Here is a 16,341-nt window from a genome sequence, read left to right on the forward strand (position 1 = left end):
AAGTCGATTTCCAGACAGCAGCGCTTTCCAGGCACAAGCGCAGCGGGGCCCGCCGCCATGTCCGATGAACCCTCCCATTTGCTGCTCGGCGCCATCGCCCGCGCCCGCCCGGGTTATTCCCCGGCCTTCCGCAAGCTGGCCGACTTCGTGCTGAACAACGCGCTGGCGGTCTCCACCATGAACATCGACGAGCTGGCCAGGGCCGCCGGCGTCTCGGTCGCCACCATCAACCGCTTCGCCCACCGTTGCGGCTGCGACGGCTATCCGCCCTTCCGCGCCACGCTGCGCAAGCTCTACGAAAGCGCCTACGCCCCGGTGGAGAAGCTGCGCCTGGGCCTTGCGCGGGACATCGGCGCCGCCGGCGTCGTGCGCGAATCCCTCGACAGCGCCGCCGGCAACATCCGCCGCAGCCACGAGCTGCTGCAGAACGAGCAGGTGCGCCGCGCCGTCGAGCTGCTCGCCAACGCTAGCCAGGTGTACGTCGCCGGCCTCGGCGTCAGCGCCATCCACGCGGCCTTCGCCGCCAACTGCCTGGAGCCGTTCCGCGCCGGGGTCAAGGACCTCGCCGCCATGGGCGGCGTCGAGTCGGCCCTGCGGCGGATCAACGTACTGCGTGAAGGCGACCTGGTGATCGGCATCGCCCTGCCCCGCTATTCCCGCGGCATCGTCGAGCTGCTCGGCCTGGCTCGCCAACGCGGCTGCAAGGTGCTGGCCCTCACCGACGGCCCGGCCTCGCCCATCGCCGCGCTGGCCGACACCGCGCTCTACGCCGTTGCGGAACACCCGCTGCTGTACGCCTCCAACGCCGGCATGGTCGCGCTCATCGAGGCCCTGGGCGCGGCATTGGCCCAGCACACCGGGGATTCGCTCGAAGCCATCAGCGCCCAGACCGAACGGCTGCTGCCCTACCTCTACCTGGACGAGCCTCCGTAGCCCGCCCTTGCACGCACATGCGGGGCCCCGCGTTCGCCGGGCCCCTCACCACACTTCGCATTCAGGAGCAGTAACGATGGGCGTCTGGGAAAACCGATTCGAGCGGGGCTGGTTCCTCGTCTTCATGTTCATGTACGGGCTGATCATGCTGCCGCTGCCCTGGTACTACAGCGAAACCTACGTGGCCGGCCCCTGGGGCGTGCCGCTGTTTCTCTTCGGCTGGATCGTCCACGGCGGCGTGGTCATCGCACTCACCGCGCTGTTCGCCGTGCAATGCCTGAAGCGCCCGGAATACCGCGGCTTCCAGGCGGAACCGGAAGGAGCCGACGCGCATGTCTGACATCGATCATCTGCTGACGCCCACGCCCGGCCCCTTCCTGCTGACCATGGGCGTCTATTTCCTGGTCATCGCCGCCATCGGCTACGTCGCCGCGCGCCAGACGCGCAACATGAAGGAATTCCTGGTGATGGGCGGCAAGGCCGGCGCCATCGTCTCGGGCATCGCCTATTTCGCCACCCAGTACAGCATGAGCACCTTCATGGGCGTGCCGGCCATCGCCTACGGCAACGGTTTCGCCGGGATGAGCATCACCATCCCCGGGGTGGCCTTCTCCATGCTGATCCCCGCGCTGCTGGTCGGCCGCCGGCTGATGGAGCTGGGCCGGCGCAACCACTACCTGACCATGAGCGACTACCTGGCCGACCGCTACCAGTCCTCGCCGATGCGCGCCATCCACGCCATCGCCATGGTGGTGTTCCTGGTCGCCATGACCGGCGCGCAACTGGTGGGCGCCGGCATCATCGTCAAGACCTTCACCGGCTACCCGGAGTGGGTCGGCGTGGTGGTGACCGGCGGCATCGTGATCCTCTACTGCATGTACGGCGGCATGCGCGGCGCCATGCTCACCGACGTGCTGCAGGGCAGCCTGATGGTGCTCACCGCGGTGGTCACCTTCGTCATCTCCGTCCGCGCCGGCGGCGGCCTGGAGGCCATCAACGCGCAGCTGGCGGCGGACAGCCCCGGCCACCTCGCCCACCCCGGCAGCAAGGGCGAGTACGGCTGGAGCGTCTACGTCACCATGATCCTGATGTGGAGCTTCTTCACCATCGGCCAGCCGACGCTGTTCACCAAGTTCTACGCCATGAAGAGCCACGCCGTGCTGTTCAAGAGCGTGCTGCTGGGCACCCTGGGCATGCTGGTCTCGGCCACCCTGATCGAGTGGGCCGGGGTCAACGCCTTCGTCTCGCTGCCGGGCCTCGTCGGCCGCGACGCCGACTTCGTGGTGCCGATGCTGCTGCAGCGCTCGCTGGACCCGATCCTGGCCTCGGTCATGATCGCCGGCATCGTCTCGGCGGGCATGTCGACGGTGTCGGCGCTGATGGTGGTGGCCACCGGCGGCATCAGCCGCGACCTCTACCAGAAGCTGATCAACCCCGCGGCCAGCGACGCCAGGGTGCTCCGGCTGTCGCACTGGGTCACCCTGCTGATCGGCCTGGCCGGCATCGCCATCGGCGTGCTCAAGCCCGCCAGCATCTTCGAGATCGTGCGCTTCGCCTTCGGCGGCCTGGGCATCTGGGTCATCGCCGTGATCCTCGGCATGTACTGGAAGCGCGCCACCGCCGCCGGCGCGCTGGCCGGCGTGCTGCTCGGCGAGCTGTGCTTCGTCGTGCTGAAGGCCGGCTGGCTGGACGGCTGGCTGGACGGCTGGCTGAGCTTGCGGACCGACCCGCTGCTGCCGGCCTGGCTGCTCGGCATGGCCGTCGCCGTGGTCGTCAGCCTGGCCACCCCGGCCGTCGAACGCGAGGTGCTGGAACGGCACTTCACCACCGCCCGCAACGACAGGAGCAAGCCATGTTCATCGGCGACATGAACTGGATGCAGGTGGAGCGCCAAGTGCAGTTGGACGACCGCGTCCTGCTGCCGCTGGGCAGCACCGAGCAGCACGCCTACCTCAGCCTGATGACCGACGTGATCCTCGCCCAGCGGGTAGCCATCGAGGCCGCCGAGCCCCTGGGGCTGCCGGTGTTCCCGGCCCTGCCCTACGGCATGACGCCCTACTTCGGCGACTTCCCCGGCACCGTCTCGCTGCGCCCGGCGACCTACTTCGCGCTGCTGGTCGACGTGCTGGACAGCCTGCACCAGCAGGGTTTCCGCCGCATCCTGCTGGTCAACGGCCATGGCGGCAACTGCCCGGTGCAGGCGGAAATCCAGCAGTGGCTGTGCCGGCACCCGCAGGCGCGGGTCAAGCTGCACAACTGGTGGAGCACGCCGCGCACCCTGGCGAAGGTCCGCGAGATAGACGCGCTGGCCTCCCATGCCTCGTGGATGGAGAACTTCCCCTGGACGCGCATCCCCGGCCAGACCCCGCCCGAGGAACGCAAGCCGATGGTCGACCTGGCCCGCCTGCGCCAACTGGGCGCCCAGGCCGTGCGCGCCTACATCGGCGACGGCAACTACGGCGGCGCCTACCACAAGGATGACGCGCTGATGCAAGCGCTGTGGCAGGTCGGCGTCGAGGAAACCCGCGAACAACTGCAAGGCGGCTGGGCCGAATGACGATGACCAACGCGGCCCCCGCGCCGCCGGCGTTCCTGCTGCTGCGCGGCGGCGAACTCTACGCCCCCGAGAAGCTCGGCCGGCGCGACCTGCTGATCGGCGGCGAACGCATCCTGGCGATCGCCGAGCACCTGGAAGCGCCCAACCTGCCGGGCTGCCAGGAGGTCGATGCGCGGGGCCTGACGCTCTGCCCCGGCCTCATCGACCAGCACCTGCACCTGATCGGCGGCGGCGGCGAAGCCGGGCCCCACAGCCGCACGCCGGAGGTGCGCCTGTCCAGCCTGCTGGAGGGCGGCATCACCACCGTGGTCGGCCTGCTCGGCACCGACGCCATCACCCGCCACCCCGAATCGCTGCTGGCCAAGGCCCGCGCGCTGACCATCGAGGGCATCACAGCCTTCATGCTGACGGGCGCCTACGGCGTCCCGACGCCCACCATCACCGGCAGCATCCAGCGCGACATCGCCTTCATCGATCCCATCATCGGGGTGAAGACGGCCATCTCCGACCATCGCTCGTCCGCGCCGGGCATCGGCGAACTGGCGCGCATCGCCGCCGAAGCCCGGCTCGGCGGCCTGCTGGGCGGCAAGGCGGGCATCAGCGTGTTCCACCTGGGCAACGGCCGCCGGGCGCTGGAGCCGCTGTACGGCATCCTCGAACACAGCGACGTCCCCATCGGCCAACTGCTGCCGACCCACGTCAACCGCACGGCCGCGCTCTACGAGGCGGCCATCCGCTTCGCCCTGGACGGCGGCAACATCGACCTCACCAGCGGCATCAACCCCGAACTGGGCGCCAAGCAGGCGCTGAAGTCCAGCCGCGCGGTGATCCAGGCGCTGAGCGCGGGCGTCGCGCTGCAGCGGCTGACCATCAGCTCGGACGCCAACGGCAGCCAGCCGGTGTTCGATAGCGATGGCCGCCTGACCGGCCTGGCCCTGGCAGGCTGCAAGAGCCTGATGAACGAGTTGCGTGATCTGGTCCTGCGCGAGCGACTACCGCTGGAGCAGGCACTGCGGCCGTTCACCAGCAACGTGGCCGACCTGCTGCGCCTCCAGGGGCGCAAGGGGCGCCTGGCTGTGGGGTTGGAGGCGGACATCCTGTTGCTGGATGAGCGGTTGGAGTTGGTGCAGGCCTTTGCGCGGGGGCGGCAGGTGGTGCTTGGTGGCAGGGCTTGTCTGTGGGGGACGTTTGAGGGGGAGTGAGTTTTTTGGGGGCCAGATGGGAGGTAATGGTGCTGGACTCGGCTTCGTCCCCTCTCCCTAACCCTCTCCCTGAAGGGAGAGGGGACTGTCCGGCGTGCGCTGATATTTCCGCGTTAGCCGGCTTGCACCGAGTAGCCGGCTGACACCAAATCCTTTCTCGGCACGGACTAGCCCCCTCTCCCTTCAGGGCGGGGCGCGCAGCCGAGGGCTGGGGAGAGGGCGCTCTTGAACCCTATGCCACCACAGCACGGCTTTTCGTAGGATGGTGTTGAGCGAAGCGATACCCATCACCGCAACCGCATGGGTTTCGCAAGCTCAACCCATCCTACGAAGAGCACCTCGGCGCAAGACAGTTGCTCCTACGAAGAGCATATCGGTGCAACCTGCACCATCCCCCTCAGCGGTTGGCCCCGCGGCTGGACAGCCAGTTCAGCGGCACGCCCGGGCGCGTCAGGGCCTCGATGAAGCCGTGGCCCCAGTAGCGGATGTGGTTGGCCTCCAGCACCGAATACATCTCCTGGTGGCGCGCCTGGCGTTCTTCCAGCGGCATCTCCAGGGCGCGCTCGATGGCATCGGCCAGGGCATCGCGGTCGTGGGGGTTGACGATGAGCGCGGCGCCCAGCTCGGCGGCGGCGCCGGCGAACTGCGAGAGGATCAGCACGCCGGGGTCGGCCGGGTCTTGCGCTGCGACGAATTCCTTGGCCACCAGGTTCATGCCGTCGCGCAGCGGCGTGACCAGGCCGATGCGCGCGCGGCGCATGACCAGGGCGATGTCCTCGCGGCCCAGGTTGCGGCTGACGAAGCGCAGCGGCACCCAGGACACCGCGGCGAAACGGCCGTTGATGTGCCCCACGCGGGCGCTCACCGCGGCGTCGATCTCGGCGTACTCGGGGATTTCCTGGCGGCTGCCGGGGGCGATCTGCAGGCAGGTCACCTTGCCTTGCCGCTCGGGGTATTTCTCCAGGAAGCGCTCGTAGGCGTCCAGGCGGTTGGTGATGCCTTTGGAGTAGTCCAGGCGGTCCACCCCGACCATCAGCGCCCGACCCACCAGGCTCTCCTCCAGCTTGGCAGCCAGCGGGCCGTGTTCGGCCTCCTCGGCCAGGCGGCGGAAGCCCTCGACGTCCACCCCCACCGGGAACACGCCGACGCGGAAGTGCTGGTGGCCCAGGCTGAAGCGCCGCGAATCGGGGGTGGCCGCGCCCACCACGCGGGTCAGGTAGCGGGCGAAGTTGTCGGCGTCGTTCTCGGTCTGGAAGCCGATCAGGTTGTATTCGGTGAGCGCACGCACCAGCTCCTCGTGGTGCGGCAGCGCGGTGAGCAGGTCCGGCGGCGGCATGGGGATGTGCAGGAAGAAGCCGATGCGGTTGCGGTGGCCGCGCTCGCGCAGCGCCACGGCCAGGGGGATCAGGTGGTAATCGTGGACCCACAGTACGTCGTCCGGCTGCAGCAGCGGGCTCAGGCGCTCGGCGAAGAACTCGTTGACGCGCAGGTAGCCGCCGAAGTCGGCCTCGGTGAACTCGGCCAGGTCCACCCGGTAGTGCAGGATCGGCCAGAGCACGCGGTTGGCGAAACCGTTGTAGTACTCCTGGAAGTCCTGCGGCGGCAGGTCGGTGACCATGTAGGTGATGTTGTCGTTCTGCAGGGTGGTCGGCTCGGCCGGCACCTCCGCCACCTGGCCGCTCCAGCCGAACCACAGCCCCTCGCGCTCGCGCAGGGTGGCCGCCACCGCCACGGCCAGGCCGCCCGGCGCGGGCCGGCCCTCGGCATCGGGCATGCCCACCCGGTTGGAAATCACTACAAGCCGCGACATAGGCCCTCCTCCCAGCTCATGGACAGACGCATGGCGGTGTTGATCAAGCCGGCCATGGAGTAGGTCTGCGGAATGTTGCCCCACATCTCGCCGGTGTGCGGATGCAGGTCCTCGGACAGCAGGCCGAAGCTGTTGCGCGCGGCCAGCAGCTCGGCGTACAGCTCGCGGGCCTGGTCGCGCCGGCCGATGGCGGCCAGGGCGTCCAGGTACCAGAACTTGACCACCAGGAAGGCGGTCTCCGGCACCCCGAAGTCGTCGGCGGCGGCGTAGCGCAGCAGGTGGCCGTTGACGTTCAGTTCGCGGCCGATGCAGTCGACGGTGGCGACGAAGCGCGGGTCGTCGGCCTCGATCAGCCCCAGCTCGTGCATCAGCAGCACGCTGGCGTCGAGGTCGTCGACGCCGAAGCTGCCGGTGAAGGACTGCCGCCGCTCGCTCCAGGCCTCGCGCAGGATGCCCTCGCGGATGCGCGTGGCCTCCTTGCGCCAGCGCGCCGCCGACTCGCCGTGGCCCAGGCGCGCGGCGATGCGCGCCACGCGGTCGCAGGCGGCCCAGCAGAGTATCGCCGAATGGGTGTGCACGCGCTGCCGGCCGCGGTATTCCCAGATGCCCGCGTCGGGCACGAAGGCGTTGCGCGCGGCGCGCTCGGCCAGGCTTTCCAGCAGGCGCAGCATGCCTTCGTCGCCGGGGTGCGGCAGGCGCTGGTCGACGAAGCTCTGCAGCACCGCCAGCACCACCGAGCCGAATACGTCGTGCTGCACCTGCTCCACCGCCTGGTTGCCGACGCGCACCGGGGCGTGGCCGAGGAAGCCGGCCAGGTCCGGCTCGATGCGCTCGGTCAGGTCCATGGCCGGGACCACGCCGTACAGCGGGCGCAGCTCGGCGCCCTCCACCGCCACCGTGGTGATGAAGTCGACGTAGCGCTCCATGGTCTTGGTGGCGCCCAGGCGGTTCAGCGCCAGCACCACGAAGTAGGCGTCGCGCAGCCAGCAGTAGCGGTAGTCCCAGTTGCGCTGGGTGCCCGGCGCCTCGGGCACCGAGGTGGTCACCGCGGCGATGATCGCCCCGGTCTCCTCGAAGCTGCACAGCTTCAGGGTGATGGCCGCGCGGATCACCACGTCCTGCCATTCGAAGGGGATGGCCAGCGAGCGCACCCACTCGTACCAGCCGGCGCGGGTGCGTTCGAGGAAGCTGCGCACCACCTGCTCGGGGGATTCGTCCAGCGGTTCGTCGACGCCCATCACCAGGCTCACCGGGTGCTTGAGGGCGAAGGGCGTTTCCTGCATGACGTAGGACAGCGGCGCATCGGTGGTCAGGCGCAGCGCCTGGTCGCCGCCCAGGTAGCGGATGTGGCTGGAGCCGGCCACCGCCTCGCACGGCTTGCCGTAGTGGTGCGTCGGGCGCATGCGCAGGGTCACCCGCGGCAGCCCCTGCACCGGCTCCACCAGGCGGCACAGCTGCGCCGGGCGGAAGTAGCGGCCGTACTGCAGGAAGCGCGGGGCGAAGTCGGTGATGCGCACGGCGTTGCCCGCGGCGTCGGTGAGGGTGGTACGGATGATCGCGGTGTTGGGCTGGTATTCCGAGTGGCTGCTGACCATGCCGTCGAGCAGCACGTCGCAGAAGCCCTTCTCCTCGTCGCCGGCCAGCAGCCGGGAGAAGGCCGGGTCGCCGTCGAAGTTCGGGTAGCACCACCACACCAGGCGCGCCTGCCGGTTCACCAGGGCGGCGACGCGGCAGTTGCCGATCAGCCCCAGGTCCAGCGCGCCGTTGTGCTTGCTCATGCCTGTGTTCTCCTCGTGGCCTGAATGAGTGTCTCGCGCACCGCGCGCGGGTGGTCGAAGGCGGCCCGCGCGCCGGGCGCCAGGCGCCCGACCGAAAGGCCCAGGCCGTGCAAAAGCGGCATCAGCGCCAGGGCCGGCTCGTCGGTGTGGTCGTCGCCGATGAACAGCGGCCGGCGCCCGGCGAAGGGCGGCTCGCCGAGGAAGCGGCGGATGGCCTGGGCCTTGTCGCTGGCATGGGCCAGCACCTCGAACACCATCTTCCCCGGCAGCAGCCGCAGCCCGGCGCCCTCGGGGCCGCGCAGCAGGCGCTCCAGGGCCGCCGCCAGGGCCGGGCCGGCCTCGGGCACGGCACGGTAATGCAGGGCCAGGCTGCTGCCCTTGTCCTCGGCCAGCACACCGGGGTGGCGCCGGGCCAGGGCCAGCAGCTGGTCGCGCTGCGGCGCGCCAAGATGGGCCGCCGGCAACTGTTGCAGGGGCTGCCCGCCAGCCAGGCGCCACTGCGCGCCGTGGCCACCGCTGGCCGGCAGGCGCAGGGGGGCGAACAGGTCATCTAGCTGCGCCAGCGGGCGTCCGCTGACCAGCGCCAGGGCACCGTCCAGTTGGCGGTGCAGGCTTTGCAGGGCGGCGCGCAGGTCGTCGGGAACGCGCACCGCATCGGGGGTCTCGACGATATCCAGGAGGGTACCGTCGACATCGAGAAAGAGCGCGCAGGGTGCGTCGCGCTCGCTCAACCAGTCATCGAGCAGGGCCCTGGCCGAGGCATCACCGTAAGCAGCAATGGCCGCGTCGGCCAGACCTGAATCGATCGGGTGGGACATGGGCCGATCTCCACGTTTCGGGCCGCCCGCGAAGAGCCGCTGCGGACGACGAAGCGAATGAGAATCCAAAAGACTAACACGGGAAAATCCACCGGGCGGCCACTGCGCCGGCTGCATCCTCCCGCCCTGGGACGGACCTTCCAGGGGCCCGGCAAGTTCAGCAAGGTCCATGCCTTGGCGCCCTGCCCGGCTGCCGCCCGCGCCGCCACGACGCCCGCTCTGCCGGGGCTGGCGCCGTTCGTCGTGTACCGCTCATGGGCAAGCCGCCACTCGCCGGCCGCAGTGTGAATGCCCACAAGCGGTGCGCTGGCTAGACTGCGGGAGCCGACCGATGGATGCCCTGATCAACGCCGCCGCCCGCGCCGAACTGGGCTGGCCGGTGGCGCGCCTGGAAGCGGCGCTGGCCACCCTGGAGGCCCACGGCGACCGGTTGAACGCCGCCCAAGTCCGGAGACTGAACGGCCCGCCGTGCCCCGCGCGGGCACGGCGGCCCTAGTGGTCCGCCACCGCCACCCGCGCCTTGCCGCTGAACGGCGGGCGCGTCAGCCAGATCACGCTCATCAGTATCAGGAAGATCCAGCCCAGGGCGTGGAACAGCTCGTTGAAGCTGATCTGGTAGGCCTGCTGGGTGATCATCTGGTTCAGCAGGCTGGCGCCCAGCTGCGGATCGCCCTGGCCCAGCAGTTCCAGGCTGTTGCGCGTGCCGCTGTCGAACGTGGTGATGCTCTCGCTGAGCTGGGCGTGGTGCAGCACCGCGCGGCGGTCCCAGAGGAAGGTGGTGAGCGAGGCCGAGAAGCTGCCGGCGAGGGTCCGCAGGAAGGTCGACAGCCCGGAGCCGGCGGCTATCTCGTGGGCCTCCAGGTCCGACAGCAGGATCACCGTGGTGGGCATGAAGAACAGCGCCACACCCACGCCCATCAGCGCCTGCATCAGGGCGACGTGGCGGAAGTCGATGTCCAGGGTGAAGTCCGAGCGCAGGAAGCAGGTGGCGCCCATGGCGACGAAGGCCACCGAGGCCACCAGGCGCAGATCGAAGTTGGCCGCGTAGCGCCCCACCAGCAGGCTCAGCAGCAAGGGAGCGATGCCCAGCGGCGCCGCCGCCAGGCCCGCCCAGGTGGCGGTGTAGCCGAGGTTGCGCTGCAGCCACTGGGGCAGCAGCAGGTTGATGGCGAAGTAGGCCGAGAACGACAGCACCAGCGCCAGGGTGCCGTAACGGAAGTTGTGGTGGCGGAACAGCCGCAGGTCCACCACCGGCTCGTCCTCGGTCAGCTCCCAGATGAGGAAGGCCGCCAGGGCGATGGCCGCCACCACCGCGCAGGCGATGATGAAGGGCGAGGAAAACCAGTCCTCGTCGTTGCCCTTGTCCAGCAGGATCTGCAACGCGCCGACGCCGACCACCAGGGTCGCCAGGCCGACGTAGTCGATGCGGGTGCGCTGCAGGCGTTCCGGGCGGCCGCGCATCTGCCGGCTGACCACGAACACGGCGAAGGCGCCGATGGGCAGGTTGATGAAGAAGATCCACGGCCAGGAATAGTTGTCGGTGATCCAGCCGCCGAGGATCGGCCCGGTGATGGGCGCCACCACCGCCACCATGGACAGCAGCGCCAGGGCGGTGCCGCGCTTGTGCGGCGGGTAGATGCTGATCATCAGGCTCTGGGTGATCGGGTACATGGGCCCGGCCACGGCGCCCTGCAGCGCGCGGAACAGGATGAGCATGCCCATGTCCTGGGACACGCCGCAGAGGAAGGAGGCGACCACGAACAGCAGCGAGCAGCCGATGAACAGCGGCACCTCGCCGAAGCGCCGGGAGAGGAAGCCGGTTAGCGGCAGGGAGATGGCCTGGCTGACGGCGAACGAGGTGATCACCCAGGTGCCCTGGTTGGCGCTCACCCCCAGGTTGCCGGCGATGGTCGGCAGCGCCACGTTGGCGATGGTGGTGTCCAGCACCTGCATGAAGATGGCCAGGGCCAGGCCGAAGGTAGTGAGGGCGAGGCTCGGCGGGCGGAATTCGGTGCTCATGGAAGGCGAACCTGGGGTGGGTCGTGAGGTGCCGGTGCTGCCGCCGGCCTGGGCGAATTCTGGAACCGGCGACAAATTGCTGTCAATGCAATTATTGACTTTGCACAGATAAGCCGAGGCGGGTTTGGTACTCGCCGCCCGGGCCCGTATCATCGGCGCGAAATCCACCCGCAACGGACCGCCCCATGCCCAGCCCGCCCCAGGATCACCTGTTCGCCCTCACCGGCTCGCTGCAACCGGCGCGCCGCGCCTGGCAGCAGGCCGCCAGCCTGGTGCTGGCCGAGAGCGGCCTGTCGCTGGCGGTGGCCACGCCGGTGCTGCTGGTCTCGCGCATGGGCGACGGGGTGCTGCAGAACGTGCTGGCCGACTGCATCGGCGTGCACCCGGCGGCGCTGGTGCGCACGCTCGACCAGGCAGAAGCCGCCGGCCTGCTGGAACGGCGCATGGTGCCGGGCAACCGGCGGTTGCGCGCCATCCATTTGCAGGATGCGGGACGGGAATTGGCCGAGCGCCTGGAGAAGGCCCTCAACGACTTGCGCGCCGAAGTGCTCGGCAGCATTCCCCGGGAAGACGTCGAGACCGCCACCCGGGTGCTGCGGCTGATGGAGGAAAAGGCCCGCGCCTACGCCCAGCAGAAGCCGGGGGATGCCTAGGCTGCGGGCCCTGGTAACTTCACCTCGCCATTCCTACGAACACAGGAACGTAGGGCGCATAACCGTTCGCGGTTATCCGCCGTTGGCCGTGCCACCGGATAGTTCGGCGGGGCCAGTGAGTCCAATCGCAGACGGAGTCCGCTCCTACATCCTCCGGTAAACACAACGTCCGTAGGATGGGTTGAGCGAAGCGATACCCATCCTACGAAAAGCACCCCGGCGCAGTGGGCAAGACAGTTGCTCCTACGCCCGTGCTTCCCAGGAACCGAGCGGACTCCGTCCGCCCTGCGTTCCTGCGTTCGCGGGCATGACGATTACGCCAGATTCGCCGCCCGCTCCGAACGGCCCCCTCATTCTCAGTCCCCCACATTGAAGCCCCCACCCCCGGCATGGCAGCATAGCGCCCCCAGACCCCGGCCCCACCGATCGGGACGTTCCATCTTGCGCCGTCACTCAGCACAGTACCGCCTCGCCACCTGGCTGGCCGTCATGGCCCTCGGGCTGCTGCTGTTCGCCCCGACCTTCTCGCGCACCCTCGAGGCCGTCGAGCATTCCCCGCCGCCGCAGGGCGCCTGGTGTTCCGCCCATGACATGGGGCAGATGCCCATGGACCACGGGGCCATGCAGCATGCCCCGGCCGGCGACCACGGCGGCATGGTCCACAACAGCCTCGACCCGGCCTGCGGCTACTGCACCCTGTTGCTCGACAGCCCGGCGCTGCTCTGGGCCATCGCCATGGCCCCGGCGCTGGGGCCGGTCAATGCCCAGGCGCCGCCGCCGACGCTGCCCCTCCCGCCCTTCCTGCACCTGCTGGACGTTCGTCCGCGCGGCCCGCCCCTGGCCTGATCCCGTTCCACGACACCCCGAACCCGCGCCCCCGGCGTGCGTGCCCCTGCGCGCATGCCTGGCCGCGCTCCCGTCGTCCTGAACAAGGATCATCCGGATGTCCACATCCCTGCGCCGGCGCGTTGCCTACGCACTGAAGCCCCCGGCCGCCCGCACCCTGCTCTGCGGCCTGGCCGGCAGCCTGTTGCTGCCGGTCCACGCCGAAACCGCCGCCGACGGCGACGCCCCTGCCCGCCTGGCCGACGTGGTGGTCAGCGCCGAAGGCCAGCAACCGCTGCCCGCGTCCCTGGCCAGCGCCCCCGCCGTGGTCGAGAGCCGCACGGCCGAACAGCTGCGCGAGAGCACCAACCTGGTCACTTCCGCCCAGGCCCTGAAGTACCTGCCCAGCATCGAGGTGCGCGAGCGCTTCATCGGCGACCGCAACGGCATCCTCGCCACCCGCACCACCGGCACCATTTCCAGCGCGCAGTCGCTGGTCTACGCCGACGACCTGCTGCTCTCCAACCTGCTCGGCAACAGCTACGCCTTCCCGCCGCGCTGGGGCCTGGTGACGCCCGCCGAAATCGCCCGCGTCGACGTGCTCTACGGCCCGTTCAGCGCGCTCTACCCGGGCAACTCCCTGGGCGGCGTGGTGACACTGGAAACACGCATGCCCACGCGCCCGGAGTTCCACGCCTCGGTCACCGGCTCGCGGCAGGACTTCGACCTCTACGGCAGCCACGACGACTATGGCACCGGCAATATCAGCCTGGCCGCCGGCGACCGCCGCGGGCCGCTGTCGGTGTGGGTGTCCTACGACCACCTGCACAGCCAGGGCCAGCCGATGAGCTACGCCACCGCCGGCCTGTCGAGCAAGGCGCCGGTGGCCGGCGCGCCCACGGCCGGCGGCGCCCACGCGGACAGCGACCAGAACGGCAAACAGCGCCTGGTGTTCGGCGGCTACTCCATCGACCACAGCCTGCAGGACCAGGGCAAGCTCAAGCTGGGCTGGGACCTGAACGACGACATCACCGCGGTCTACACCCTGGGCCTGTGGTCCAACGACTCCCACACCGGCGTCGACAGCTACCTGAAGGACGCCAGCGGGCGCACCCTGTACAACGGCACAGTCAATATCGACGGCCACTCCTATAAGGTCTCCGGCCTCAACCCCAGCCGCACCGACGAGCTGCACCTGCTCAACGGCCTGTCGTTCGCCAGCCACAGCGGCGGCCTCTTCGACTGGCAGGCCTCGGCCAGCGACTACCGCTACCTCGACTCCTCCACCCGCACCGCCTCCAACTACGGCCAGAGCCAGGCCGGCACCCGCCAGGTGCAGGACGGCACCGGCTGGCAGACCGGCGAGCTGCGCGGCATCTGGCGCCCCGACAGCCACGAGGTCAGCTTCGGCTACCACATCGACGACTACCTGCTGAAGCAGCGCACCTACCAGCTGGACGACTGGAAATCCGCCGGCAACGGCGCCAAGGTCGCGGCCTCCGGCGGCGAGACGCGTACCCAGGCGCTGTACCTGCAGGACGCCTGGAAGTTCGCCCCGCGCTGGACCTTGACCCTGGGCGCCCGCGCCGAACACTGGGAAGCCTTCGACGGCTTCAACCGCGACGTCACCACCACCCCGCAGCAGGTCCACTACGACGACCAGCAGCGCAACGACATCTCGCCCAAGGCGGCGCTGGCCTTCGACATCACCGACGCCCTGCAGACGCGCTTCTCCTACGGCCGCGCGGTGCGCTACCCGACCGTGGGCGAGCTGTTCCAGCAGATCAGCAGCGGCACCCAGCTGGTGCAGAACAACCCGGACCTCAAGCCCGAGGACGTGCGCTCCTTCGACTGGACCACCCAGTACGGCTGGGACCGCTACCTGCTGCGCGTCTCGCTGTTCCAGGAGGAACGCCACGACGCGCTGTTCTCGCAGACCGACACCAGCGTCAGCCCCAACGTCACCCGCATCGACAATATCGACCGCGCCCGCCTGCGCGGCATCGAGAGCGCGCTGGATGCGAAGGACGTCGGCCTGCCGGGCCTGGACCTGTCCGCCAGCCTGACCTGGACCCAGGCGCGAATCCTCGAAGACGCCCTGACCCCGGCCGCCGAAGGCAACGACTACCCGCGCATCCCGCGCTGGCGGGCGCGCCTGTCCGCGGTATATCACCAGGATGCGCGGCTGACCTACGCCCTGGGCTACCGCTACGCCAGCGCCTCCTACGGCATCCTGCTGAACACCGACGACAACCACGACACCTACGGCGGCATCAGCCGCTACAGCGTGTTCGACGTCAAGGCCAGCTACCGCATCGACGAGCACCTGACCGCCTCCGCCAGGATCGACAACCTGGGCAACGAGAAGTACTACGTCAGCCACCCCTACCCGCAGCGCACGGCCTTCCTCGGCCTTAGCTACGACTACTGAGGCCCGCCATGAAACCAGCCAACCGCGCCGCTCTGTACCGCCTGATCTGGCGCTGGCACTTCTACGCCGGGCTGTTCTGCATCCCGTTCGTCCTCGCCCTGTCGCTCACCGGTTCCATCTACCTGTTCCGCCCGCAGATCGACGCCCTTCTCGACAGCCCCTACAACCAGGTGGACGCGGCCGCCGCGCGGCTGCCGGTCAGCGAACAGGTGCGCGCAGCCCTGGCCGCGGTGCCCGGCGCGCGGCTGAATGCCTACCAGTTGCCGGATGGCCCGCGCGACGCCGCGCAGGTCCTGGTCGGCAACGGCGAGGACCTGCGCCGCGTCTATGTCGACCCAACCAGCGCCCAGGTACTGCACCAGGTCGTCGAGGACCAGCGCTTCAGTCGCCAGCTGTTCCACCTGCACGGCGAGCTGTTGATGGGTAGCACCGGCTCCTACCTGGTGGAACTGGCGGCCTGCTGGACGGTGCTGTTGCTGGTGACCGGCCTGTACCTCTGGTGGCCGCGCGGCACGCGCCTGGGCGGGGTGCTCTACCCGCGCCTGGGTCAGCGCGGCCGGCTGTTCTGGCGCGACCTGCATGGGGTGACCGGGTTCTGGGTGTCGCTGTTCGCCCTGCTGCTGATCCTGAGCGGCCTGCCCTGGGCGACCTTCTGGGGCGGCGCGCTCAAGGAGGTCCGCCAGTGGGCGGCGAAGCAGACGGTGCAGCAGGACTGGACCACCGGCCGCGCCGAGGAGATGGCCCAGCGCCGCGCGCAGAACGCCGCCCCGGCGGACGAGCACGCGAACATGCCGGGCATGCACCACGCCATGCCCGACATGCCGCCGCCGACGCCGGACTACACCGCGCTGGACCGAATGCTGCCGACCGTGCAGGCGCTGGACCTGCCCTACCCCGTGCTGCTGGCGCCGCCCTCGGCCATGGCCCCGCAGTGGACCGCGCGTTCGGACGCGGCCAACCGCCCGCAGCGCGTCAACCTGGTGCTGGACCGGCAGACCGGCGCAGTGCTCAAGCGCGTGGACTTCGCCCAGCGGCCGCTGCTCGACCGCGTGATCGGCTATGGCGTGGCGGCTCACGAGGGCCAGCTGTTCGGCGTGGCCAACCAGGCGCTCGGGCTGTTTACCACCCTGGGCTTGATCTGCCTGGCGCTCAGCGCCCTGGTGCTGTGGTGGCGGCGCCGCCCGCAAGGCGTGCTGGGCGCGCCGGCGGCCATGGCGGGTGCGCGCTACCCGGCGCTGGCCCTCGCCGTGCTGGTGCTGCTGGGGCTGTACCTGCCGCTGCTGGGCGCCTCGCTGCTGCTGGTCTGGCTGCTGGA

The 16,341-nt window shown here is 69.8% G+C and carries 14 protein-coding genes; 10 read left to right on the forward strand and 4 right to left on the reverse strand.

Annotation, left to right across the window (positions count from 1 at the left end):
• Positions 1 to 57: 57 nt before the first annotated feature.
• The 5 genes from RN02_RS12860 to iadA all read left to right on the forward strand — a co-directional run bounded on the left by RN02_RS12860 (position 58) and on the right by iadA (position 4,692).
• The gene (locus RN02_RS12860) at positions 58 to 933 is read left to right on the forward strand and encodes a MurR/RpiR family transcriptional regulator (RefSeq protein WP_082033792.1); all 876 of its coding nucleotides are present in this window, start codon (positions 58 to 60) and stop codon (positions 931 to 933) included.
• Positions 934 to 1,009: 76 nt separating this feature from the next.
• Complete coding sequence (locus RN02_RS12865; protein WP_009620334.1) at positions 1,010 to 1,273, forward strand: hypothetical protein; 264 nt, start codon at positions 1,010 to 1,012, stop codon at positions 1,271 to 1,273.
• Entirely contained in the window at positions 1,266 to 2,804 is a 1,539-nt protein-coding gene (locus RN02_RS12870; RefSeq protein ID WP_043314856.1) for a sodium:solute symporter family protein, read from the forward strand. Before RN02_RS12865 ends, RN02_RS12870 begins: the two co-directional genes overlap by 8 nt.
• Positions 2,786 to 3,490, forward strand: coding sequence for a creatininase family protein (locus RN02_RS12875; protein ID WP_043314857.1), 705 nt, complete (start codon positions 2,786 to 2,788; stop codon positions 3,488 to 3,490). The genes RN02_RS12870 and RN02_RS12875 overlap by 19 nt, the downstream gene beginning before the upstream one ends.
• Positions 3,487 to 4,692 (forward strand): beta-aspartyl-peptidase, encoded by a 1,206-nt coding sequence (gene iadA, locus RN02_RS12880; protein ID WP_043314858.1) that lies wholly within the window; start codon positions 3,487 to 3,489, stop codon positions 4,690 to 4,692. Before RN02_RS12875 ends, iadA begins: the two co-directional genes overlap by 4 nt.
• A gap of 397 nt (positions 4,693 to 5,089) precedes the next feature.
• On the opposite strand, the gene otsA is transcribed toward iadA, so the two are convergent.
• From otsA to otsB, 3 genes are read right to left on the reverse strand one after another with little or no spacing between them, the layout of a single operon-like run.
• On the reverse strand, positions 5,090 to 6,502 hold the full coding sequence (gene otsA, locus RN02_RS12885; RefSeq protein WP_009620325.1) for an alpha,alpha-trehalose-phosphate synthase (UDP-forming): 1,413 nt from the start codon (positions 6,500 to 6,502) through the stop codon (positions 5,090 to 5,092).
• Positions 6,487 to 8,280: a glycoside hydrolase family 15 protein gene (locus RN02_RS12890; RefSeq protein ID WP_043314859.1), complete on the reverse strand. Its 1,794-nt coding sequence runs from the start codon at positions 8,278 to 8,280 to the stop codon at positions 6,487 to 6,489. The genes otsA and RN02_RS12890 overlap by 16 nt, the downstream gene beginning before the upstream one ends.
• Entirely contained in the window at positions 8,277 to 9,098 is an 822-nt protein-coding gene (gene otsB / locus RN02_RS12895; protein ID WP_052267728.1) for a trehalose-phosphatase, read from the reverse strand. The genes RN02_RS12890 and otsB overlap by 4 nt, the downstream gene beginning before the upstream one ends.
• A 331-nt stretch (positions 9,099 to 9,429) precedes the next feature.
• Between otsB and RN02_RS33955 the strand changes: the two genes are divergently transcribed.
• On the forward strand, positions 9,430 to 9,594 hold the full coding sequence (locus tag RN02_RS33955; protein WP_160329412.1) for a hypothetical protein: 165 nt from the start codon (positions 9,430 to 9,432) through the stop codon (positions 9,592 to 9,594).
• Here RN02_RS33955 and RN02_RS12900 read toward each other — a convergent pair.
• The gene (locus RN02_RS12900; protein ID WP_043314860.1) at positions 9,591 to 11,117 is read right to left on the reverse strand and encodes a DHA2 family efflux MFS transporter permease subunit; all 1,527 of its coding nucleotides are present in this window, start codon (positions 11,115 to 11,117) and stop codon (positions 9,591 to 9,593) included. The two genes, RN02_RS33955 and RN02_RS12900, sit on opposite strands and share 4 nt — an antisense overlap.
• A 185-nt stretch (positions 11,118 to 11,302) precedes the next feature.
• Between RN02_RS12900 and RN02_RS12905 the strand changes: the two genes are divergently transcribed.
• The 4 genes from RN02_RS12905 to RN02_RS12920 form a co-directional block, all read left to right on the forward strand.
• Positions 11,303 to 11,770: a MarR family winged helix-turn-helix transcriptional regulator gene (locus RN02_RS12905; RefSeq protein WP_043314861.1), complete on the forward strand. Its 468-nt coding sequence runs from the start codon at positions 11,303 to 11,305 to the stop codon at positions 11,768 to 11,770.
• Between the two features lie 441 nt (positions 11,771 to 12,211).
• Positions 12,212 to 12,616 (forward strand): DUF2946 domain-containing protein, encoded by a 405-nt coding sequence (locus tag RN02_RS12910; RefSeq protein ID WP_152623756.1) that lies wholly within the window; start codon positions 12,212 to 12,214, stop codon positions 12,614 to 12,616.
• Positions 12,617 to 12,713: 97 nt separating this feature from the next.
• Positions 12,714 to 15,026 carry a TonB-dependent receptor gene (locus RN02_RS12915; RefSeq protein ID WP_043314863.1) on the forward strand — a complete coding sequence of 771 codons (2,313 nt, stop codon included), beginning with the start codon at positions 12,714 to 12,716 and terminating at the stop codon, positions 15,024 to 15,026.
• 8 nt (positions 15,027 to 15,034) lie between these two features.
• Positions 15,035 to 16,341, forward strand: a 1,307-nt coding sequence (locus RN02_RS12920; protein WP_043314864.1) for a PepSY-associated TM helix domain-containing protein, incomplete at its 3' end; no start/stop codon positions are given.

It is taken from the genome of Pseudomonas sp. PI1 (assembly GCF_000812405.1).
In the GTDB taxonomy this organism is placed as follows: Bacteria; Pseudomonadota; Gammaproteobacteria; order Pseudomonadales; family Pseudomonadaceae; genus Pseudomonas; species Pseudomonas citronellolis.

Bases quoted from the DNA above. Each gene is read 5' to 3' on its own strand.
- RN02_RS12890 (WP_043314859.1), bottom strand. From the start codon at position 8,280: ATGAGCAAGCACAACGGCGCGCTGGACCTGGGGCTGATCGGCAACTGC.
- RN02_RS12875 (WP_043314857.1), top strand. From the start codon at position 2,786: ATGTTCATCGGCGACATGAACTGGATGCAGGTGGAGCGCCAAGTGCAG.
- RN02_RS12905 (WP_043314861.1), top strand. From the start codon at position 11,303: ATGCCCAGCCCGCCCCAGGATCACCTGTTCGCCCTCACCGGCTCGCTG.
- iadA (WP_043314858.1), top strand. From the start codon at position 3,487: ATGACGATGACCAACGCGGCCCCCGCGCCGCCGGCGTTCCTGCTGCTG.
- RN02_RS12870 (WP_043314856.1), top strand. From the start codon at position 1,266: ATGTCTGACATCGATCATCTGCTGACGCCCACGCCCGGCCCCTTCCTG.
- RN02_RS12865 (WP_009620334.1), top strand. From the start codon at position 1,010: ATGGGCGTCTGGGAAAACCGATTCGAGCGGGGCTGGTTCCTCGTCTTC.
- otsB (WP_052267728.1), bottom strand. From the start codon at position 9,098: ATGTCCCACCCGATCGATTCAGGTCTGGCCGACGCGGCCATTGCTGCT.
- RN02_RS12900 (WP_043314860.1), bottom strand. From the start codon at position 11,117: ATGAGCACCGAATTCCGCCCGCCGAGCCTCGCCCTCACTACCTTCGGC.
- RN02_RS33955 (WP_160329412.1), top strand. From the start codon at position 9,430: ATGGATGCCCTGATCAACGCCGCCGCCCGCGCCGAACTGGGCTGGCCG.
- RN02_RS12860 (WP_082033792.1), top strand. From the start codon at position 58: ATGTCCGATGAACCCTCCCATTTGCTGCTCGGCGCCATCGCCCGCGCC.
- RN02_RS12915 (WP_043314863.1), top strand. From the start codon at position 12,714: ATGTCCACATCCCTGCGCCGGCGCGTTGCCTACGCACTGAAGCCCCCG.
- otsA (WP_009620325.1), bottom strand. From the start codon at position 6,502: ATGTCGCGGCTTGTAGTGATTTCCAACCGGGTGGGCATGCCCGATGCC.